The organism is Streptomyces sp. NPDC048751 (assembly GCF_043198595.1).
Lineage (GTDB): Bacteria > Actinomycetota > Actinomycetes > Streptomycetales > Streptomycetaceae > Streptomyces.
Genome location: NZ_JBICUX010000003.1, coordinates 265,221 through 285,222 on the forward strand (window position 1 = coordinate 265,221; position 20,002 = coordinate 285,222).

Genomic DNA, 20,002 nt, shown 5'->3' on the forward strand with positions numbered 1-20,002 from the left:
CGCGCGCCTCGGGACTCTGAGAGAGCCGTCTGCCCCGTGAACGTCACCCTCGATGTTGGCGGTCGCCCACGAGCCCGGTCTCGTAGGCGACGATCACGAGTTGGGCGCGGTCGCGTGCATGCAGCTTGGCGAGTAGGCGCCCGATGTGGGTCTTGACCGTGGCCAGGCTCAGGTGGAGGTGTTCTGCGATCTCTGTGTTGGACAAACCCCGTGCGATCAGCCCGAGGATCTCCAGCTCCCGGTCGGTAACCCCGTCCAATGAGCGGCTGGGCGGGCGCGCGGGCTCTGGGCGGCGGGCAAACTCCGCTATCAGGCGGCGGGTCACCGAGGGGGCGAGCAGCGCCTCGCCCGAGGCGACGACGCCGATAGCGGTGAGGACCTCGGTCGGCGGGGTGTCCTTGAGCAGAAAGCCCGCGGCGCCGGCGCGCAGGGCGGCGTAGACGTACTCGTCCAGGTCGAAGGTGGTGAGGATGAGGACGCGGACGCCGGACAGGGCCGGGTTCGCGCAGATCTGCCGGGTCGCCTCAATGCCGTCGCAGCCCGGCATGCGTACGTCCATCATCACGACGTCCGGCCGTTCGCGGCGGGCGAGTTCGACGGCCTCCACTCCGTTCGCGGCCTCGCCCACGGCCGTCATGCCGGGCGTGTGGTCGACGAGGACCCGGAAGCTGCCGCGAACCATCGCCTGGTCGTCGACGATCAGAACCCGGACTGGGGGCACGTCGGTCATAATCCTTGGTTCCCTTCGGCGGGCAGGCGGACGGACACCGCGAAGCCGCCCCCCGGCCGGGGGCCCGCCTCCAAGCTGCCGCCGTACATCATCGCCCGCTCCCGCATACCCAAGAGGCCATGTCCGCCCGGTAGTTCGCGGACAGCTCGCCCGGGTGCAGGTGGTGGTCCCTCGTCCGCGATGTCGATGCGGATCTCTCGCTCATCCGCCTCCACCCTGACCTGGCAGCGGGTCGGGGCGGCGTGCCGGACCGCGTTGGTGAGGGACTCCTGGACGATCCGGTAGATGATCAGCTGTATCCCCTCGGTCAGGCCTTCCATGACATGCACCGTCAGGTCGACATCCACCCCTGCCCGTTTCGCCTCCGCCGCGAGCGAGCCAAGACGGTCGAGGCCCGGTGCAGGCTCTAGGGGCGCTCCCTGGGTGCGCAGCACGCCGAGCGTGCGCCGCATCTCGGCCAGCGCGGAACGGCTCGTCTCCTCGATGACCTTGAGGGCGGCCCGTGCCTCCCACGGGTCGGCCTCCGCCACATGCCCGGCAACGCCCGCCTTGACGGCGATCAGGCTGAGGTTGTGCGAGACGATGTCGTGCAGCTCACGGGCGATCCGCAGGCGCTCCTCGTCGAGTGTGCGCTCCGACCGGCGCCGCTGTTCGCGAGCGGCCTCGGCCCGGCGGCCACGTACGGTGAACCCCACACCCCAGGCCGCCCCAATCACCAGGAGTACAAGTCCGGCCACTCCGACGGCGCCCCGCCAGTCTTCGGCGGGAGTGACCACTGCCTCGCCGAGATACACGGCACCGAAAGCCACTGGCAGCGTCACCGCGAGTGCGGGCACGGACCGGCGGGCGGGCTCGGCCAGTCCGACGAGGTAGGCCGCGAGCCCGGCGGCGGCGTATGGCTCACGGGGGATGTCGAGAATAGATGCCGTGGCCAGAGCGGCCAGTACGGCCACCAGGACCGCAAGCGGCCAACGGCGGCGTACGGCGATCGGCAGGCCGGCCGTGGCGGCGATCACGTAGCCGAGCCAGGACGGCCCTGTGTAGGCAGGCTGGCCGTCGTCGGAGGTCAGCCGGGCGAAGCCGACGTACACGGCGGTCAGGGCCAGTGCCGCGCTGAGGTCGAGGACGTAGAGATGGCGCTGCCCCTTAGGCTTCATGGCCCGACCGTATCTGTACGCGTTCACTCAACCGGCCTGTCCCAGCAGCACCATCAGCCCGAGCGTCACCAGGGTCAGCGGCACCCAGCGCAGCACGGCGGCTCGGCTGGGGCGGGGCGCTTCACACAGCAGCGCCAGACCCAGCGGCACGAGTGCGGCGCACAGTCCGGCCAGGGCCACCAGCGACAGAGGAGTGGTTCCCTTGAGTACTCCGAGGGGCAGTGCCGCGGTGAGGCCGAGTGCGGCAGCGCGGACCGGGCCGAGCACCCGGGTGCGCCAGGCGCCGAGGGCAAGGACGATCCACCCTCCGAGGATGGCGATGTTCAGCGTGGCGAAGACGTGGAAGGCGCCGTAGCCGGCGGAGACCGCTTCGGTGGCGGGCCCGACTCCCTGGGAATGCACCAGTTGAAAGGCGAGGTGATCCACCCCCGCGTGGAAGGTGCGGGCGAACAGTCCGAACATCACCAGGACCCCGCCCCACAGGCCCCAGCCCGCACTCCGCGCCCCGATCCGTGCAGCCACCACCGCCACAGCGGGCCAGAGCAGCAGGTTGCCCGCGGCAAACAGGCCATATGTGGTGGCCATCAGAGTGGGGTGCCGCTCGTACGCGGCGAGTTGGTCGGGGAAGAAGAAGTGGAAGCGGGCCCGCAGCAACGCGCCGGTCAGCATCAGGAGTGGGCCGAGCACCATGGCAGTGCCGCCCACCCAACGTCCGGGGAAGCCGGTGGCCTCCCACCGCTCCACAGGCAGCGCGCCACGCAGTCGGGTGCCGCTCGTTGTGACCGGGGTGGCGGCCGTGGACGTCGTGGGATTCGTCATGCTGACGACGATGCCTTCGCCGTCCCCCGCAGGGCGTCGGACCAGGAGCTGAACCGCGGGGTCAGACCTGGGTATGACCCGTCGGACCACCGAACACGCACCTCCTTCAGTCCGCCGCATGAGCAACTGACGCCTTGCCAGGTTGCTTCGGGACGAGGAGGTCGTTGACCCAGCCACTCAGTACGGTCGAGGCATCGCGTGCTCCTGCAGCGCATTCGCGTAACGCGTCAGCACAGCGTCGAGGCCCGCCAGGAGGACGCCGGCAGCGTCCTGGGCTTCGGCCAGCTGGCCACGCTCGCTTCGCCGGCGCCGCCGCGCGGGTGGCCTGCGTGGCCCGGCCACCGCGTGCGCGAGGGGGCACATCCGGGACACGCCGCGAGGTGGCATCGCACCTTCGCGCGAACCACCAGTGAGTTCGCACCGGCAATGGCTGTCCGGTCGAAGTGTGCGAAGAGGAATGCGTCGACGCCTCGCGGGCCGGCTGGAACGAGGACACGTTCTACTGTCTGATTCGAGGTGTTGCACGACGCGGCATCCGAACGCGCCCGGTCCAACAGGAATGAATTCGGCCATCACGTCGCTGTCGCACTTCTTCCTGTCCCCATTCCCGGGAGACTCGGTACTACTACCGATCCTGATGGATACCAGGGATTCTGCTGGTGCCGACGAGGCCCCAACAGATAGTATTGCGCGCTGCTCGCAACTGCGGGCCGGTGAGGTCGGCGGGGGGCGAACACATCGTGATTGGGCTGGGAAGAAACACAAACCGGGGCGGTTCTGCCCAAGGTCATGAACACACGTTTCCTCTCCCTGACCAGCGGCGCTTACAACTCTCCCACAACCCCTCAAGTGCTCACCACAATGCGGTCCACGCCACGGCAGTGGGCCCTTTTCTTTTCCATCGCGTTCGCAACCTGGCGTACGTGACCGGGGCCATGCGGTGGGCGTGCAGCAAGAAGCGGAGGCTTCGATTTCATGACAAGAGAAAAGTGGAGTGTGATGCTGTGAACCGAGTCGGCAGAGACTCGCGCCGGTCGGCCTGCGGGCCGCTGGCGCGCCTGGGGTTATCTGTTCTCCTCCTGGCAGGTGGCGCCGTCGGAGCGACGGCTGGACCGGCCACCGCTTCAACGGACGACGGCACGCTGACGGTCCAGGTGCTGCGCGACTTCTTCGGCACCGGCGTGATCAACACGACGATGGACGTGCCGCAGCGGGGCATGAAGGTGGAGATCTCCGACCCCGCCGGGCACCATGTCACCGGCGTCACGGATGCCACGGGAAAGGTCGTGGTGCCACCGTCGACGGAGCTGAGCGGCGGCCAGTACCGGGTCGACGTCAGTGTCCCGGCGCCGTACAGCGACTATCTGCAGGCGGCGCCCGCGTCGACGGCGGACAACCACTTCGACAGCTTCACGTCGTTCGCGGATGTGTCGGACGGAAAGAACGCCTCGGTGGTGACGGGCGTGTGGAACCCGGCCGATTACGCGCTGCCTGGCGCGCGCTATTTCGTACCGGTCCACAACGCCGCCAACGGAACCGACACCCGGGCCCTGGTGGCGTTCGGGACGAACGCCCGGGGCACGTGTCCCACCGATGTGGCGTGCCCCGACACGCTGGCCACGCAGGCCCAGGTGGGCACGACGTTCGGGCTGGCGTACGACAAGAACGAAAACCGGGTGTTCCAGAGCGCGTTCGCCCGCCGGTACGCCGCCTACGGGCCGCAGGGCGCCGGCGCGATCTACACGGTCCCGGCCGACGGCTCGGGTGCGCCGGAGCTGTTCGCGCGCGTGCCGGGCGCCGTGGTGACGCCGCATGACGCCACCAACATGGAGAGGGACGCCGGGTTCACCGACGCGCCGGGTAAGGAGAGCATCGGTGGACTGGCCCTGTCAGCTGACGGCTCCACGCTGTACGCGGTGAATCTGCTGACCCGCAGCCTGGTGAGCTTCGACGCGACCGGGGACACCGCCCTGCTTCCCGAGGCGACGGTGCGGATCCCGGACCCGGGGTGCGCGAGTTCCGGCGACTGGCGGCCGTTCGGTCTTGAGTACCACGACAACAGGCTGTACGTCGGCGGTGTGTGCAGCGCGGAGAGCACGCAGCGGCGTGCGGACCTGAAGGCCGTCGTCTACGCCTACGACGGTGAGCGGTTCACAACGGTGCTGGACCACCCGCTCACCGCCAAGCGCGGCGCCGTCTTCGGCACCGAGGATGTCGACCGGGCCACCCACTGGAACCCGTGGAACACCAGCCTGGCCACGTGGGACGACCGGAAGGTGGGCAACGTCTTCATCGATCCGCAGCCGGAGCTGGCCTCCCTCGCCTTCGGGCGCGACGGCTCGATGATCCTGGGTTTCCGCGACCGGTTCATGGACGTGCTCGGTTGGGGAGGGAAGGGCCCCCGCCCGGGGGACGATGCGCAAAGCGGCATGTCCGGTGGTGACATCACCATGGTCTGCGCCACTCCCACCGGTACGTTCGAGTGGGAAGGCACCGGGAGCTGCCCCAACCACGCCAACCCCGCCAACAGCGGCGGACAGTCCGCGGATACCGTCGAATACTTCCCGGGCGACTTCTACGCCGGGGCGCACAGGGAGACCGCGCTGGGGTCGGTGGCCTTCATCCCGCAGCAGCAGTGGGTTGTCAGCACGGAGTTCGACCCCGTCGTCAATGTCGCGACCTCGGGAACCGGCTACCACAACATCACGTCCGGTGAGGGCCCGGGCAACAACCCGACCGCCAACGGATTCCAGTTCGTCAGCCGGGAACAAGGCGGGTTCGGCAAGGCCGGCGGACTCGGGGACATCGCGTTCACGGCGGCGAACGCGCCGATCCAGATCGGTAACCGCGTGTGGTTCGACGGCGACCACAACGGGCTCCAGGACGCGGCGGAAGTGCCGCTGCCGGGGGCGACGATCAACCTCCTGGACGCGGTCGGCAAGCAGGTCGCCACGACCACGACCGATGCCGCCGGTGAGTACTACTTCGGTGGTGTCGGCGCCGAGTACCAGCTCACGCCAGGTGCTGAGTACACGGTGCAATTCGACGTGTGTACGGCGGACACCGGCAAGGTGCCCGGCCGGCCCGCGACGAGCGAGCTGCGGTTCACGCTCCCGCGAGCCGGGGCCAGCCGTGCGCATGACTCCAACGTGACCCCGCCGACCACCGGGCAGCTGTGCGACGGCTCCGCGCCGGTCACGGCCCCGGACGAGCCGGGCGAGGTCGATCACACGATCGACGCCGGGGTGTATGTCCCGAAGGAGACCCCGCCGTCACCGACACCGACGCCGACGCCGACACCGACGCCGACGCCGACGCCCACCCCGACTCCGAGTTCGAGTTCGCCGCCCGCTTCCACGCCGCCGTCGTCCGCGCCGCCCGCCTACCCGGCCCCGGCCGGCGGGGGCGGGGGTTCGATGGCGCACACCGGCACGTCCGGGCTGCCGGAGGTGATCGCCCTCGCCGGCCTGCTGATGGGTGCGGGACTGGTCATGGCGTTCATGAGCCGGAAGCGGCGCGCTCAGCAACACTGAACGAACTGAACGACTGAACGAACGAGCAACAGTGATCTGCCTGCCCGCGACCGGATGAGGGCGCGGGCAGGCAGGTCACGTCTCGGCCGGCTCACTAGGGCCGAGCCTGGCGTCGTGTGTCACCTGACCGCTGAGTGCCGCCGCGACCGCACGGCTGCCGGGCAGTGGGTGATCGAGAGGGTGAACCAGAAGAGTGGCAGCGTCAAGGCGCGTGCGAAGCGTCAGATTCCAGCAAGTTCCACCGGGTCGTGCGGTCGGCCGGCGCCGATGGCTGCGGCCACGCTGGGCCGCGGCCGTCATCGGCCCGGTGGCCGTCGTGGTGGTCGCGCTCCTGGTCGCCGGCCATGAGTCCGAGTCCAGCCATCCGCGCACAGTGACTTCGGATGAGGCGAACCGACTGGCGATCACGCGGTTCCGCAACTACGAGGCGCACGGCCGCGCGCTGACGATCACTGTGCCCGGAGCCGCCGGCGGGCTGACCGTCACCGGGTCCGTCGACTACGAGGGCAAGCTCGGGTACGGCGTGGTGCACGGCACCGGACGCGACACCTCCAGCAACGGGCTGATCCAGTGGACCGCCACCTCGGCGTTCGTCCACCCGATGGCTGACGCCCCGGCACACGCGCCCGCGTCGCCGCCCCGTTCAGGCTGGTACAGCCGCCCGTTGCAGTCGTCCGGCAGTGCGCTGGACACCGCGCTGGCCATCGCGCTGAGTCTCGGCAGCGACCGGCCGGACAACGCCGAACTGCTGCCGCAGAACGGCGCCGCCTGGTGGGGCCGGGACGAGGTGGACGGGCATCAGGTGGACGTCATGACCGGGCCGGCCTCCCGGGACCGCCCCGGTACGGCGGGCAATGTGCGTTACTGGGTCGGCTCGGACGGCACCATGTACCGGGTCCGCGTCAGCGTGAGTTCCGAGCCACAGCCAGTGGTCATCGATTTCGACACCCAGAAGTACGTTCCGGTGACTCCGGTGCCCGGAGTCACCCCGGCGCGATAGCCGCCGATCAGGACGTCCGTACCAGCGCGTCCGCGGCAAGCAGGGACACCGGGGGCAGCGGGATGCCCGCCGTGTCCGGCAGGTCCGGAACGGCCGGTACAGCGGTGGCGCCCGCCGTGCGGGCATGAGGGAACTGCGGCTGCGGACCAGGCGCCTCGACCTCGGTGAACGCGATGCCACCGGGTGCCACCGGAGTCGTCCACTGACCGGCCGGCGAGGCCGACTTGGCCGGAAGCGGGCAGGTCGCCGTTGTCGCAAGCCGGGCGGGCACGGTGGTGCGCAGGTCGTTGCCGCGCAGGCAGTTGCCGCGCCCCCGCGTGGCGGTGGGGAACGTCCAGCCGACATCGACAGCGTTGCCGGTGAACGTGTTGTCCACGATCTGATTGCCGACCGCCGGCATGTCGGAGGTCGCGGTGATCACCAGGCCGGCGTTGCTGTTGTCGGCGACGCGGTTGCGGATGAACTGGTTGCCGCTGCCACCGTCGATGCCGATACCGGTGCCCCACCCTCCGTCGGCCTGCTCCGGGGTGGCCCTCTGCTGGTTTGCGGCGATCAGATTGCCCGCGACGACGGAGCCCCGCTGCGGGACCAGCTTCTCCTGGTGGTCGGAGTTGGTGGTGAGTCCGACGCGGTTGCCCACCAGGCGGTTGCCGACCACGTACATGTCCCCGCTGGCGTTGGTGCCTTCGTAACCGACCGCATTGAGTTCGGCAATGTTGTCCCGCACCACGATGCGGCACGGCTTGCACTGCCCGACGTAGATCCCCGAGTCGGCCCCGCCCGACGTGTATGAGTGCTCGATGACACCGTTCTGCGTGGAGAACGCGTAGATGCCGTACAGGCCGTTGCGAGTCGCGGTCACATACGAGACCAGGAACGACTTCAGGAAGGTGACGGGCTCATCGCCGGTGTCGTAACCGCCACTCTCCCCCGGCATCCCGGCGGCAGCCTTCGCCGAACCGGTGACCAACACCCCGTTCTGCGTGTTGTTCCGCACGGTCAGGTTCTGCACCGCCACCCCGGGCGCCGTCACGACGACACCGTTCGGCTGCTGCAACCGCCCGTCAATGACGACCTTCTCCCGGGACTCACCACGCAGGGTGACCCGAGCCGTGGAGACCTTGACCGACTCGTGGTACACGCCCGGAGCGACCAGCACCAGGTCACCGGGCCGAGCCAACGACACCGCAACCGAGATCGTCGGGGCATCGCCAGGCACATGGATCGTCACCTGCGCACCGCTCGGCCGCCGGCCTTCGCCCGATCCGCCGTCGCCGCCGCTGCAGCCGACCACCAGTGTCAGTGCGCCCAAGGCCGCCGCTAACGCGCGCAGAGCTGTTCGAGGCATGATCACAGTCTGGCATGACGCCCAATTCCTCGCCACAGACAGGGGGTTGACCGGCACGAGCGATGCGGCTGTGGCACTCTGCACACCATGCACCGAGCCGATCATCGCCCGTCGCGCCGCAGGTTCCTCGATGTCACGGGCGCCGTGGTGGCCGCCGGTCTGACCGCCGGGTGTACTTCGGACTCCGCCCAGCCAGGCCGCCCCGCCCCCACCGCGGCGGCCACGCCCAAGCCGGTTGTGGCGACGGGCCGGCACCAGGCAGGCATCACGCTCCCCCAGCCGGCCCAGCCCAACCTGCTCGCCGTGGTGGCAGACCTCGGTGCCGACGTGGCCGTCGGCCCGCTACTGACCGAACTCGGCCAGGCCATCCGCGCACTCACCACGGGGAGCGACCCACGGCTGCTGGGCCTGCCGCCGGGAGACCTCACCGTGACCGTCGGCGTGGGCCCCCGGCTGGTGCGCACCGCCGGTGCCTCGCTGCCCGGCGCGGCCGACCTCCCGCGCTTCTCCCGCGAGCGGATCGCCGCACGGGCACGTGGCGGCGACCTGCTGATACAGATCTGCGCCAGCGACGCACTGCTCTTGCCGGTCGTCTCCGCCGCGCTCCTGGACCAGGCCGGCGACCGCGTCCAGGAACGCTGGCGGCAGTCCGCACGCCGCGGTGCGAACGTGCCCCTCGGCAACGGCCTCACCGCGCCACGAAACCCCCTCGGCTTCATCGACGGCATTGTGGGCCCGAACACCGCCGCCGAACAACGACGCGACCTGTGGCTGGCCGGACCCCCCGCGGTCGCCGGCGGCACCATCGCCGTACTGCGGCGCATGGAACTCGACCTGCCGCGGTTCGCCGCCCTGTCCGTAGCGGAACAGGAAGCGGTCTTCGGGCGGCGCCGGGCCAGCGGCGTCCCCCTCTCCGGCGGCACCCTCGCCTCGGGCCCGAACCTCGGCGCCAAGACACCGGACGGACGCTATCTCGTCCCCGCTGACGCCCACGTGCGCAGGGCGCACCCTGCCGTGGTCGGTGTCGGCCACATGCTCCGCCGCTCCTACGGCACAGACGAGCCCGCCCCCGGCCTGCTCTTCATCAGCTTCCAGAACGACCTGCGGACCTTCACCGCCACCCTGACCCACATGGACGTCTCCGACGCACTGCTGCAATTCACCACCACAACCGCCAGCGCGACCTTCCTGATCCTCCCCGGCTTCGACCGCAAACACCCGCTCGGTTCCCAGCTGTTCGGCTGACCACGAATCGATGTGCCCGCAGCGGCCACGTCAAGGGTGCAGTACAGCGGCCGGCAGGTCCCCCCTCATCCCCCGTTATTTGACCGGGCCTCATGCGTGAGCGATGCGTGAGCGGTGCGGATTCGATCCCACTCCTGAAGCGGGTGTCGCAGGTTCGAATCCTGCCGGGGGCACAGAGAAACACCAGGTCAAAGGGACCCTTTCGGCCAGTGGACGGGGGGGTCTTCCTATGGGTGGCACACATGAGGCCATGGGGCAGCGGATGATGGCATCGGCACGCTCACGAGCGGGGCGGAGCGGATCGGATCGGATCAGGCGAGCTCGGCGTCCTGTCGTCCGGTCTCACTTGTCGGGTCGTCGGCGATCCGGTAGCCGACCATGGGGGTCGTGATGATCACTGGTGGGCTGCCGAGCTTGCGTCGGAGCCTGCCGATGGTCACTGTGACGGTGTTCGTGAACGGGTCGGCGTGCTCGTCCCACACCTGTTCCAGCAGCGTCTCCGCGCTGAGAGGGGCCGGGCTGGCCCGCAGTAGGGCCGTCAGGACCTCGAACTCCTTGGCCGAGAGGTCGAGGCGGCGCCCGTCGCGGGTGGCCGTACGGTGCACGGGGTCGAGTTCGATGCCCGCCGCGCGGAGTGTGCGAGCGCGGGCGTACGGGCGACGGCGAGCCAACGCCCGTAAGCGGAGCACGAGTTCGGGGAAGTGAAACGGCTTGACCAGATAGTCGTCGGCGCCCAGGCTGAGGCCGCCGACACGGTCGGCCGGCGTGTCCGCGGCAGTCAGCATCAGCACCATGGGGCGGTCGTCCCCGTCGGTGACCATCCGGCAGAGCGTGTCACCGTGGATGCCTGGCAGGTCCCGGTCCAGGACGACCGCGTCGTACGCGTTGGCATCCAGCTTGGCCGCGGCCTCCAGGCCGTCGTAGGCGACATCCACTGCCATGCCCTGGTCGCGCAGGCCCTCGACCAGCACGTCGGCGAGCGACCTGGCGTCCTCCACCACGAGCACCCTCACGCCGCGGTCTCCGCCTCGGGCGCTCGGGAGGACAGCGTGACCGTGACCCGCAGGCCGCCCTCGGCCCGAGCATGCAGGTCGAGGGTGCCACCGTGTGCGTAGGCGACCGCCGCGACAATCGACAGGCCGAGGCCCGACCCTGCGCCGCTGCCGCCGCCGGTCCGCTCGGCGCCGAGCCGACGGAACGGGTGAGCCAGCTGGGCGACCTGAGCTGTTGTCAGCACTGGACCTCCGTTCTCCACGACCAGCCGTACGGCTGTTCCCTCGGCGCTGGTGGCGACGCGGATCCAGCCGCCGGACCAGTTGTGCACGATCGCGTTGTCAACGAGGTTCTCCACCATCCTGCTCAACAGCGTCGCGCTGCCGCACACCCACGCGCCGGACCCGTTGCCCGCGCGGTCGGCGTCCACAGTGAGGCCCTTCGCCGACGCCAGGGCGGCACGCTCGGCGAGCGCAGCCGTGGCGAGCGAATCCAGCGGGACTGCCTCCACGTCCGGCAGCGGCACTCCGTGCTGCGCGCGGGCCAGTGCCAAAAATCCGTCCAGCAGCCGCTCGACCTGATTCAGCTCGGTCCTGACGCGGCGCGCGAGGGTGCGTGTCTGCTCCGGCAGCGGGCCGGGTTTGGCGAGCGCGACGTCCACCGAGGCCCGCATGGTGGCCAGAGGGGTGCGCAGTTCATGCGAGGCGTCGGCGACGAAGCGCCGCTGAGCGGCGAACGCCTGCCCGAGGCGCTCCAGCAGTTCGTCGATCGTGTCACCGAGATCCTTGAGTTCGTCGGGCGGCCCCGGGACGTCAAGTCGGTCGTGCAGGCTGTCGGCGGAGATGCGACGGGTGGCCGCGGTCATCTCGCGGAGCGGACGCAGGACGCGTCCGGCGGCGTACCAGCCCAGCGCGACTGACAGCAGCCCCATCACCGCCAACCCCACCCCCGAGCCGAGCAGCAGTTGGTCCACCTGCCGGCTGTGGGTCTGGGCGAGTTGGTGCTCCAGACTGGCGATCCTTGCCTGTGCCACGGACGAGAGCGTGCCCGGCTGGTTGCCCGGCGCCGGAGCCGCACGGTAGGTACCGCCGGCCACCAGCCCGACCACCGCCAGCATCGCGACGGCCGAGGTCAGGAACAGGCCGGCGTACAGGGTGGTGAAACGCCAGCGGACGCTGCGGCGGTGCGCGGACCGTCCGGGAAACCCCAGTTCCGCTGCCATCCGTCCCCCTTCGCCCGTTTCTCCCGCTGTTCCCTCACTGCCCGCTCAGGCTAGGCGAACCGGCCTAACAGCGGCATGACAGTGCCTGTTCCGCCCGCGTTACGGCTCCGGGCGCAGCGTGGTGGCCGCACGGACGGGACGAGCGAGGGGCGGAGCAGCGAGGATGACGGACGATTCCAGGATCGAGGTCGAGGGCCTGCACAAACGCTTCGGGGCGACGCAGGCACTCGACGACATGACATTCACCGTCCGGCCGGGACGAGTGACCGGGTTCGTGGGCCCGAACGGCGCGGGCAAGTCCACCACCATGCGGGTGGTGCTGGGCCTGGACGCTCCCGACAGGGGACGGGCGCTGGTCGGCGGACGGCCGTACCGAACTCTGAGCAGCCCGCTGAGCCACCTGGGCTCGCTGCTGGACGCCGGTGCACTGCAAGCCGGCCGGACCGCGCGCAACCACCTGCTGTGGCTGGCCCACTCGCAGGGCCTCCCGGCCGCCCGGGTCGACCAGGTCCTCGAACAGGTCGGGCTCGCCGGCGCGGCGCGGCGCCGGGCGGGTGCCTTCTCGCTGGGCATGCGGCAGCGGCTCGGCATCGCGGCGGCGCTCCTCGGAGATCCGCCCGCGCTGATGCTGGACGAGCCGTTCAACGGCCTGGATCCCGAAGGGATCCTGTGGATCCGCAGCCTGCTGTCCTCACTGGCGGCGCAGGGCCGGACGGTGCTGGTGTCCAGCCATCTGATGAGCGAGCTGCAGGATGTCGCGGAGCACCTCGTCGTCGTCGGACGAGGCCGTGTGGTCGCCGACACGGGCGTGCCGGAGTTGCTCGCGACGTTGTCCGCGGGCCGCGTCACGCTGCACACCTCCGCACCTCTCGCGGCGGCGGAGGCGCTGGCTCGGGCCGGCGCGACCGTGCACGCCGAGGGGACGGACACACTCGAGGTCAAAGGGTTGACGGGGGAGGCGATCGTGACCCTGCTGAACGCGGCCGGGGTGCCGTTCGCGGAACTGGCCACACACCGCGCCACCCTGGAGGAGGCGTACCTGGAGCTCACCCGGGACGCCGTGCAGTACCGCGGCGCCGGCGTGGAGGAGGCCGCGCGATGAAGGGGCTGCGAGTTCTGCGCGCGGAGTGGACCAAGTTCCGTACGGTGCGAGGCTGGGTCCTCGGCGTATTCGGCGCGGCCCTGGCGTCCGTACTGTTCCTGCTGGCCGGGACGACGTCGTCGAACCAGCAGGCGCATGACGCCGCCGCGCTGCCGGTCGGTCCCGGAGGCGAGGCGGTCAACGACAGCTTCTACTTCGTGCACCAGGCCCTGACCGGCGACGGCAGCATCACCGTCCCCGTGATCGCGCTGGTCGGCGCACTGGCCCAGGAACCGGGGCAGACCTCAAGCGGAGTCACCCCGTGGGCCAAGACCGGGATCCTCGTCAAGCAGAGCCTCGGCCAGGGCTCGCCGTACGCGGCGATGATGGTCACCGGCGCCCACGGCGTGCGGATGCAGGACGACTTCACCCATGATCGGGCCGGCCTGCCCGGCCGCCCCTCCGCCGACGCGCCGCGCTGGCTGCGCCTCGTCCGCGCCGGGTCAACCGTCAGCGGCTACGACTCAGCAGACGGCGTACGCTGGAACGACGTCGGCAGCGTGCACCTGGCCGGTCTGGCCGCCACCGTGCAGGTGGGCCTCTTCACCGCCTCCCCGGCGGCCGTGCAGACGAGCGGATCCCGAGCGGGTACCAGCCCTGCCGTGGCCACCGGAACCTTCGGCGGCGTCACGCTCGACGGTCCCTGGACCCGTGACGGCCGACAGGACGGCTGGCAGGGCGTGCAGGTGGGCGGCGACGCCGGGACCTCCGGCAGCTATGCGCAGGACACCACAGGCGGCTACAGGCAGACCGGCAAGGGCTTCACCGTCACGGGTGCCGGGGACATCGCCCCCGTGGTCGGCGGCCCCGCGCTCGGCCCCGCCTACACCATCGAGAACTTCTTGGTCGGCACGTTCGTAGGGCTGATCGTCCTGACCGTCGTGGCCACACAGTTCGTCACCGCCGAGTACCGCCGCGGTCTGATCGGCACCACCCTCGCCGCGATGCCACGGCGCGGGCGGCTGCTGGCCGCCAAGGCCGCCGTGGTCATGGCGGTCGCCTTCGCGGTCGGCGTGGTCGTCGCCGCCGTCAGCATCCCGTTCGGCCGGCAACGCGCGCACGCCACCCACTTCCTGGTGTTGACCGTGCCGCACGCGGTGGAACTGCGCGCGGTCCTCGGCACCGGGCTTCTGCTGGCCGCCACCGCTGTTCTCTCGCTGGCGCTCGGCGCGGTGTTCCGGCGCAGCGCGACGGCGATCACCGCCGTCGTCGTGACGACGGTGCTTCCCTATCTGCTCGCGGTCAGCGGCATGCTGCCGACTGCTCCGGCCCGGTGGCTGCTCCGCCTCACCCCGGCGGCGGGCTTCGCCGTCCAGCAGACACTGCCGCGCTACGCCCATGTGCTGACCGACTACACACCGTCCTCCGGATACTTCCCCCTCTCGCCTTGGGGCGGCTACGGCGTCCTGGGCGGCTGGGCCATCCTCTCTCTGGCGGCCGCGATCCTCGTGCTGCGCCGGAGGGACGTATGAGCGCGGGCGGCTTGGGACAGACGGTCCATGCCGAGTGGACCAAGCTGCGAACCGACACCGGATACGTGTGGCTACTGCTCGTCCTCGTCGCCGTTACGGCGTCCGTGAGCGCGGGAGTGGCGGCGACTGCCCATTGCTCCTCGGGGTCCTGCGGCGAGGACCCGGTCAGGCTCAGCCTGACGGGCGTGACGCTGGGTCAGGCGATCGCCGCGATCGTATCCGTGCTGGTCATCGGCCACGAGTACGGCACCGGCCTGATCCACACGACGCTCGCGGCGGTACCGCGGCGCACCACCGTGCTGGTCGCCAAGGCCGTCGTCGTGGGCGGGGCGGTGTGCGCCGCGGGGACTGTAGCAGTCCTGGTGTCCGCCCTCGCCGGACGCCGCCTCCTGCCCGGCAACGGCTTCACGTCCGCTCACGGTTACGCCGCCCTCTCCCTCACGGACGGGCCGACCCTGCGGGCAGTCGCAGGCTCGGTGATCTACCTGATCCTGGTCGCTCTGCTCGCCCTCGGCGTCGCCGCGGCGGTTCGGGACGCGGCGGTGGCGATCGGCGTCGTGCTGGGGCTGCTGTACCTCTTCCCCCTCCTCAGCCACGTGGTCACCGACCCGCACCTGCGACAGCACCTCGCGCAGATCGGGCCGATGCCCGCTGGACTGACCGTCCAAGCCACGACGGGCCTGAGTCATCTCCCCATCGGACCGTGGGCGGGCCTCGGCGTGCTGGCCCTGTGGGCAGCAGGCGCGCTGGTCATCGGAGGCACGGTGCTGGGGCTACGTGATGCCTGAGCGGCGATCACTTCACCGGACAGGCGACACCACGGGAACGGATTTGGCACACATGAGGCCGGGAAACGCCGCGAACACGTGAGAACCACGGAGCGGTGTTTTCCCAGGCCGAGCGCACTGACGTCGATGTTCGCGCAGGTCACAGCCCCGCCCAGGGGCGCGGAGGCCGGCGGACTCGGCGACACGGGTGAAGGAGCGGTAGACGTTCCGCGGCTCGACCTGACGGCCGGTACGCGTGGTGAAGACGTAGCCCGACTCCTGCCAGGCCTCCCCCGCCTTGGTCCGAGTGGCCGCCTGCCGCATCCGGTGCCAGCGCAAGGGCGCGATGCAGAGCGCGGGCAGCGGGACCACACGACGGCGGCGGCTCTTGGGGTCGTCGTCGTAGGGGACGCCGCCACGGCGCTGGGTCTGCTGGCGGACGTGGAGGACGCGGTTGTCGAGGTCGAGGTCGGACCAGCGGAGACCCATGATTTCGCCCGGTCGCCGGCCCATGGCGATGGCGAGTACGAAGGCCGCGTAGAGCGGATCTTTGCGAAAGGCGGCAAGGAAGTCGAGCGTCTCGTCGAGGCTCCAGGGCTGTAACTCCCGATTGTCCGTGCGCGGCGGCGCGACGAGCTTGGCGGCGTTGCGCGTGACTGAGTTCCTCGCGGCAGGCGGAGGTCAGCGCCGAGCGCGGAACTCGATGCGATTCCTTGGCGGTTGCGGCGGTCGTCTCCTTCTCCAGACGGACAAGGAAGCGGCGAACGTCGGCGACGCCGAGGGATTCGAGTCTCTTGCTGCCGAGGAGCGGCACCAGGTAGAGCCGGACGTGCGCCTCGTACTTGTCGACGGTGTTCAGCTTCCGGCGAGGCTTTATGACGTTCTCCAGCCAGTGCGGCAGTCACTCCGAAAGCTTCGCCGACTTGGTGGGCACGGGCACACCCTGATCGACCTTGTCGAGCAGCTCCCGGCGCTTGGCGTCACGCTCGGCCCAGGTCTTGCCGTAGGCGAACTTGCGGGCGCGGGTGCCGTCCGGCTGGAGCACATAGACCGCGCACTGAAAGCGACCATCCTTGCGCTGAGCCGATTCAGATCTCCTTCATGCCACCATTGATGTACCAGTCGGAGTCTGCGAGGGCGTACAACAGGGCGGTCTCCCAGCCGTTCGGGTCGACTACCGCGCAGCTGTCGGCGTCTTCGATGAGGGTGGCTCGTAGTACCTCAGCGCCCGAGGACTCGAGCAGGCGTGTGTCCTTCCTACGACGGGTCGCCAGGCGGCGGGACGCTTGATATCCGTATTTCTTTCCAAGCTTGTGCCTGGTGAAGTGGTGGAATAGGCGCTCAGCTTTGATCTTGGACCAGTCCGCAGGAGGACGGACCGAGAATTCAACCGCGCCACCCCCGGCGACACGGCAGACGTCGGCGTACAGCCATCGAACGGCTCCGAGGTCGTCGAAGTAGGGGTGGAAGGGTTCCTCGGCCGCGACGGTGGAAAAATTCTTGCTCTTGCCCTGGTTGCAGGGCCCGCAAGCAGGCACCAGGTTCAAGGGCGTCAGCGCGAGAAGCGGGAAGCTGTCTTTCGGAGCGTGATGGTCGAGGGTTGACGCTTCCCCCACCCCGCACACCGTGCACGAACCATGTATCGCGGCGGCCTTGATCGCGTCGTAGAGTTTGCGTCCGCCACCTCCGACGAACGCCCTGTCGTACGTCGCGTTGAGCCGGCCTTTGTCCGGGTCCACGCTCTGAGCGCCGACCTCGGAAATCAGCAAGGCGAGCAGCTGACCTGCCTCAGCCGCCACCCGGTACCGTTCCTGGGTCTCCACGAGCTCCGGAAGCCGACCCCGGAAGGCCTCGTCCCATCCCTGTTTCGCCAACCACTTTGTGCAGGCGTTCAGCACGTGTTTAACGGTGATCCCCGGCCGTGGTGGCCACAGCATCAGCGGTCCTCCCGCCCGCGAGCAAACGTCATCGCCCGCAGAAGAGCCCGAGCTTCCGCTCCCAAACCACTGAACCGCTGGGTGATCTCCTCGTAGCTTCCACCCTTCTCGACTTCTTCGGCAATCGCCGCGTGAAAGCCGGTCGAGCCGACCTCCAAGCCGAACACGTCGTAGGTCAGCTCACCGACGCTCTCGCCATAGGTCTCAAGGCCCGGGCGGTGAGCGGTGAGCTCATCACCGTGACGGATCATCTTCCACACGCAAGACGCAGGCACCTCTTGCAGAACGACGGGGGAGTGAGTCGCAACTATCGCCATGCCGTTGCGGTCGGACAGCAGCGCGGACAATGCGCTCGTCAAGGCGGCAAGCAACGGCGGATGCAGGTGCGTTTCCGGTTCGTCGATCAGGACCAGTGTGCGTTCGCCGACCACTTCGAACAGGCGGGTCATCATCAGGAGCACCACTGCGTGGCCAGAACTCAAACTGTCAAATACCTTGCCCACCCGCGCCTCGAACTTGTATCTGCTTCCCTCCCTCATCATGGTGGTCAGCATCGTCAAATGATCATCGAGGAAGCCGCTGGCGACGTAGTTGAGCGTTTCGATAGCCTTGCGCCAGCGCATGCCTCTCGAACCGATTCTGACGGTGTCAAAACTGTCGACGAACTCCTTCCGCCTCTCATCTCTAGTCTTGAGTCGCTGCTCCTCTTGGTGGTACAGGCCGATGTAGTGGAATGAAAGCGCACTGGGGGGCATCGGTCCGTAGGGCCGATCGAAGGGGCTGAACGATACGACAACACAGCCATTGAAGCTGTTGTCCTCGTCGGCTTCACTCTCCACCGTGATGCGATCCGCCATCGCGTCCGAGGCAATTCGATGCAGCAGCGTCGACTTTCCGACACCGTTGCGGCCGATCAACGCATGAAGATTCGTGGGAGGACGACTCCCCGGCTCGGCGTCGAAGGTGAACTCATGCGCTGGCAGCAAACCCTCCCCACCGAGGGTGTACGTCCAGCGGAAGGGAACGACACGCGCACGCAACCCGCGAGCAATGCGATTCGCATTGGCCAGCTGCTCTTCGCTGCGGCCTCGGAGCACCGACTTTTGGAACACCTCAAGGGACATGAGTGACCGAAGATCCGCACCCCAGCCAAACGCAACATCCTGCAAGGCGATGAGGACCTCACGGCCCATACCTGGGGGCAGCTCCAGCAGGGCCACGTAGTAGTCGTCCTCGTGACCAAGGCTGAAGAAGCCGTGTGGCAAGGAGGTGAAGCGGCCTGGCAAGATCTCGGCTGTGCTGACGACTCCGTCTCGACTCATCGAGACATGGGCGATCCGGAGGTAACCGATGCGCCGCCTACTCATGTCAGCCAGACGGATGTGGAGATCGTACGTGGTCACGTACCCGTGGTCGTTCCATCCGTCTCTGATCAAGTAGGCACCGGCGCGCATGGGTAGCGCCTCCTGGTACTCCAGCAACGTGAACTGCACGGCAACGGCCCCCCTCCTAGGACTGACGGTCCGCCGGTAGAATGCCTCAGCTGACTCCGAGACGGCGAACTGCCACCGCGCACCTTGTCGTCGGTAGACGTCATAACCTCCACGTACGGGTCGCTAAGCGCACGACAATCCCTCCTCGGGGCATGCTGCCCGGCAGGCGTGATGCACGGGGCAGGCGACCGGGCGACTCACTGGCGGTGCCGTGCAGCGATCGAATTCCGGGTGGACGAGCGCGGACGCCTGCGGACCATCGGCGCAGGTGAGAGACGCAGCAGCCCAAGTCAGACGCCCACTCAAGTTGCTTCGGGACGAAGGAGTCAGAGCCCCAACCTGGTTCCCGAGGCCCATCCGACGTTGAGTAGCGTTTCTGCCGCATCGTGTGCAGACAAGAGAAGGCGGCGCAGTGGGCATCTGGGACGTGAAAAGAGACCCCGAGCGCATGCAGTGGACGTTCATCCCTCATGTCAGTGCAGGACCGATCCGTTTCGGCATGACTCATGACGAGGTGAGCGAAGCTCTCATGAGCACCGCCACCATCAGCCGACAGACGCACGAGACGTGGCCAGTCTCTGACAACCCATTGGTCGTTGAAGCCGAGTTCACGGAGCTGGGCGTCACCGCCTACTACGAGCGGGAAGGGCATACCTTGGCCGGCGTAGCCGTCGACGCCCTTGTCGGCCCCCAGGTCACGCTGGACGGCACCGCGCTTGTAGCTCAGGTGCCATCCGCAGCCGAGACGTGGCTCGTGGACCTCACGCAAGCGCACGAGCTCGATCTACTCTTCACACACGCGGCAGACCCGGGGTCGGCAGACCTCGGACTCATCATGCGTGCCCAACGGGCAGGAGACATCGTCCTCACCCGGCCCGTCTTCCTCATCCGCGAGTGGGCAGAGAACAGCTGGGACTGCATCCCTGGATCCGAGTGGTCAACGTTCTGACAGGGACACCCTGCCGCACCACTAGCGCACCGGATCGGGCGGGGAACAGCGGGGAACCACGGTTGTGCGGGGTGACCTTGAGGCGTCCCAGCCCGGCCTTCACGACCGCCGGCGCGAAGAACCGCTGACGGACGTTGCGGGCCCGTAGTGGCCCGCCCTGCGAGGCGGTGAAGAGTAACTCCTCATCTTCGTGTGG

16 protein-coding genes and 1 pseudogene are annotated in these 20,002 nt (G+C 69.0%); 7 read left to right on the plus strand and 10 right to left on the minus strand.

All coding sequences use genetic code 11. The annotated features are described in order from the left end of the window. Window positions 1-43 precede the first annotated feature (43 nt). The 4 genes from ACGFNV_RS12840 to ACGFNV_RS12855 all read right to left on the minus strand — a co-directional run bounded on the left by ACGFNV_RS12840 (window position 44) and on the right by ACGFNV_RS12855 (window position 3,279). Window positions 44-730 (minus strand): response regulator, encoded by a 687-nt coding sequence (locus ACGFNV_RS12840; protein ID WP_393621868.1) that lies wholly within the window; start codon window positions 728-730, stop codon window positions 44-46. Next, window positions 727-1,887, minus strand: a complete 1,161-nt coding sequence (locus ACGFNV_RS12845; RefSeq protein ID WP_393621869.1) for a sensor histidine kinase — start codon at window positions 1,885-1,887, stop codon at window positions 727-729. The genes ACGFNV_RS12840 and ACGFNV_RS12845 overlap by 4 nt, the downstream gene beginning before the upstream one ends. A 27-nt stretch (window positions 1,888-1,914) precedes the next feature. Continuing rightward, a complete protein-coding gene (locus tag ACGFNV_RS12850; protein WP_393621871.1) occupies window positions 1,915-2,706 on the minus strand; it encodes a hypothetical protein in 792 nt (263 codons plus the stop codon). A 177-nt stretch (window positions 2,707-2,883) separates the two neighbouring features. Then, the gene (locus tag ACGFNV_RS12855) at window positions 2,884-3,279 is read right to left on the minus strand and encodes a DUF6959 family protein (RefSeq protein ID WP_393622496.1); all 396 of its coding nucleotides are present in this window, start codon (window positions 3,277-3,279) and stop codon (window positions 2,884-2,886) included. Window positions 3,280-3,710: 431 nt separating this feature from the next. Here ACGFNV_RS12855 and ACGFNV_RS12860 point away from each other — a divergent pair, with 431 nt between their 5' ends. Both ACGFNV_RS12860 and ACGFNV_RS12865 read left to right on the plus strand, forming a co-directional pair. After that, complete coding sequence (locus tag ACGFNV_RS12860) at window positions 3,711-6,239, plus strand: SdrD B-like domain-containing protein (RefSeq protein ID WP_393621873.1); 2,529 nt, start codon at window positions 3,711-3,713, stop codon at window positions 6,237-6,239. Window positions 6,240-6,558: 319 nt separating this feature from the next. After that, a complete protein-coding gene (locus ACGFNV_RS12865) occupies window positions 6,559-7,239 on the plus strand; it encodes a hypothetical protein (RefSeq protein WP_393622497.1) in 681 nt (226 codons plus the stop codon). Window positions 7,240-7,246: 7 nt separating this feature from the next. On the opposite strand, the gene ACGFNV_RS12870 is transcribed toward ACGFNV_RS12865, so the two are convergent. Continuing rightward, window positions 7,247-8,587: a NosD domain-containing protein gene (locus tag ACGFNV_RS12870; RefSeq protein ID WP_393622499.1), complete on the minus strand. Its 1,341-nt coding sequence runs from the start codon at window positions 8,585-8,587 to the stop codon at window positions 7,247-7,249. An 87-nt stretch (window positions 8,588-8,674) separates the two neighbouring features. Here ACGFNV_RS12870 and ACGFNV_RS12875 point away from each other — a divergent pair, with 87 nt between their 5' ends. Next, window positions 8,675-9,832 (plus strand): Dyp-type peroxidase, encoded by a 1,158-nt coding sequence (locus ACGFNV_RS12875; protein ID WP_393621875.1) that lies wholly within the window; start codon window positions 8,675-8,677, stop codon window positions 9,830-9,832. Window positions 9,833-10,143: 311 nt separating this feature from the next. Here the strand turns inward: ACGFNV_RS12875 and ACGFNV_RS12880 are convergent, their stop codons facing one another. Further along, on the minus strand, window positions 10,144-10,845 hold the full coding sequence (locus ACGFNV_RS12880) for a response regulator transcription factor (protein ID WP_393621877.1): 702 nt from the start codon (window positions 10,843-10,845) through the stop codon (window positions 10,144-10,146). Continuing rightward, window positions 10,842-12,047, minus strand: coding sequence for a sensor histidine kinase (locus tag ACGFNV_RS12885; protein ID WP_393621878.1), 1,206 nt, complete (start codon window positions 12,045-12,047; stop codon window positions 10,842-10,844). The genes ACGFNV_RS12880 and ACGFNV_RS12885 overlap by 4 nt, the downstream gene beginning before the upstream one ends. Window positions 12,048-12,210: 163 nt before the next feature. Between ACGFNV_RS12885 and ACGFNV_RS12890 the strand changes: the two genes are divergently transcribed. The 3 genes from ACGFNV_RS12890 to ACGFNV_RS12900 are packed head-to-tail and all read left to right on the plus strand — an operon-like array spanning window position 12,211 to window position 15,448. Continuing rightward, window positions 12,211-13,149 carry an ATP-binding cassette domain-containing protein gene (locus ACGFNV_RS12890; RefSeq protein ID WP_393621880.1) on the plus strand — a complete coding sequence of 313 codons (939 nt, stop codon included), beginning with the start codon at window positions 12,211-12,213 and terminating at the stop codon, window positions 13,147-13,149. Then, the gene (locus ACGFNV_RS12895) at window positions 13,146-14,660 is read left to right on the plus strand and encodes a hypothetical protein (RefSeq protein WP_393621882.1); all 1,515 of its coding nucleotides are present in this window, start codon (window positions 13,146-13,148) and stop codon (window positions 14,658-14,660) included. The genes ACGFNV_RS12890 and ACGFNV_RS12895 overlap by 4 nt, the downstream gene beginning before the upstream one ends. Continuing rightward, window positions 14,657-15,448 (plus strand): ABC transporter permease, encoded by a 792-nt coding sequence (locus ACGFNV_RS12900; RefSeq protein WP_393621883.1) that lies wholly within the window; start codon window positions 14,657-14,659, stop codon window positions 15,446-15,448. The genes ACGFNV_RS12895 and ACGFNV_RS12900 overlap by 4 nt, the downstream gene beginning before the upstream one ends. 159 nt (window positions 15,449-15,607) lie before the next feature. Here the strand turns inward: ACGFNV_RS12900 and xerC are convergent. The 3 genes and pseudogenes from xerC to ACGFNV_RS12915 all read right to left on the minus strand — a co-directional run. After that, window positions 15,608-16,508, minus strand: a pseudogene (gene xerC / locus ACGFNV_RS12905) (tyrosine recombinase XerC); the annotation flags it as partial. A 7-nt stretch (window positions 16,509-16,515) separates the two neighbouring features. Next, complete coding sequence (locus ACGFNV_RS12910) at window positions 16,516-17,325, minus strand: HNH endonuclease (RefSeq protein ID WP_393621885.1); 810 nt, start codon at window positions 17,323-17,325, stop codon at window positions 16,516-16,518. Between the two features lie 38 nt (window positions 17,326-17,363). After that, window positions 17,364-18,857, minus strand: coding sequence for an AAA family ATPase (locus ACGFNV_RS12915; RefSeq protein WP_393621886.1), 1,494 nt, complete (start codon window positions 18,855-18,857; stop codon window positions 17,364-17,366). A gap of 412 nt (window positions 18,858-19,269) precedes the next feature. Here ACGFNV_RS12915 and ACGFNV_RS12920 point away from each other — a divergent pair, with 412 nt between their 5' ends. Then, window positions 19,270-19,806 carry a hypothetical protein gene (locus tag ACGFNV_RS12920; RefSeq protein ID WP_393621888.1) on the plus strand — a complete coding sequence of 179 codons (537 nt, stop codon included), beginning with the start codon at window positions 19,270-19,272 and terminating at the stop codon, window positions 19,804-19,806. Window positions 19,807-20,002 lie beyond the last annotated feature (196 nt).

Excerpts from the sequence above, each read along its gene's own strand:
- ACGFNV_RS12875 (WP_393621875.1), top strand. The coding sequence starts at position 8,675 with ATGCACCGAGCCGATCATCGCCCGTCGCGCCGCAGGTTCCTCGATGTC.
- ACGFNV_RS12845 (WP_393621869.1), bottom strand. The coding sequence starts at position 1,887 with ATGAAGCCTAAGGGGCAGCGCCATCTCTACGTCCTCGACCTCAGCGCG.
- ACGFNV_RS12855 (WP_393622496.1), bottom strand. The coding sequence starts at position 3,279 with ATGGCCGAATTCATTCCTGTTGGACCGGGCGCGTTCGGATGCCGCGTC.
- ACGFNV_RS12840 (WP_393621868.1), bottom strand. The coding sequence starts at position 730 with ATGACCGACGTGCCCCCAGTCCGGGTTCTGATCGTCGACGACCAGGCG.
- ACGFNV_RS12885 (WP_393621878.1), bottom strand. The coding sequence starts at position 12,047 with ATGGCAGCGGAACTGGGGTTTCCCGGACGGTCCGCGCACCGCCGCAGC.
- ACGFNV_RS12850 (WP_393621871.1), bottom strand. The coding sequence starts at position 2,706 with ATGACGAATCCCACGACGTCCACGGCCGCCACCCCGGTCACAACGAGC.
- ACGFNV_RS12870 (WP_393622499.1), bottom strand. The coding sequence starts at position 8,587 with ATGCCTCGAACAGCTCTGCGCGCGTTAGCGGCGGCCTTGGGCGCACTG.
- ACGFNV_RS12895 (WP_393621882.1), top strand. The coding sequence starts at position 13,146 with ATGAAGGGGCTGCGAGTTCTGCGCGCGGAGTGGACCAAGTTCCGTACG.
- ACGFNV_RS12900 (WP_393621883.1), top strand. The coding sequence starts at position 14,657 with ATGAGCGCGGGCGGCTTGGGACAGACGGTCCATGCCGAGTGGACCAAG.
- ACGFNV_RS12890 (WP_393621880.1), top strand. The coding sequence starts at position 12,211 with ATGACGGACGATTCCAGGATCGAGGTCGAGGGCCTGCACAAACGCTTC.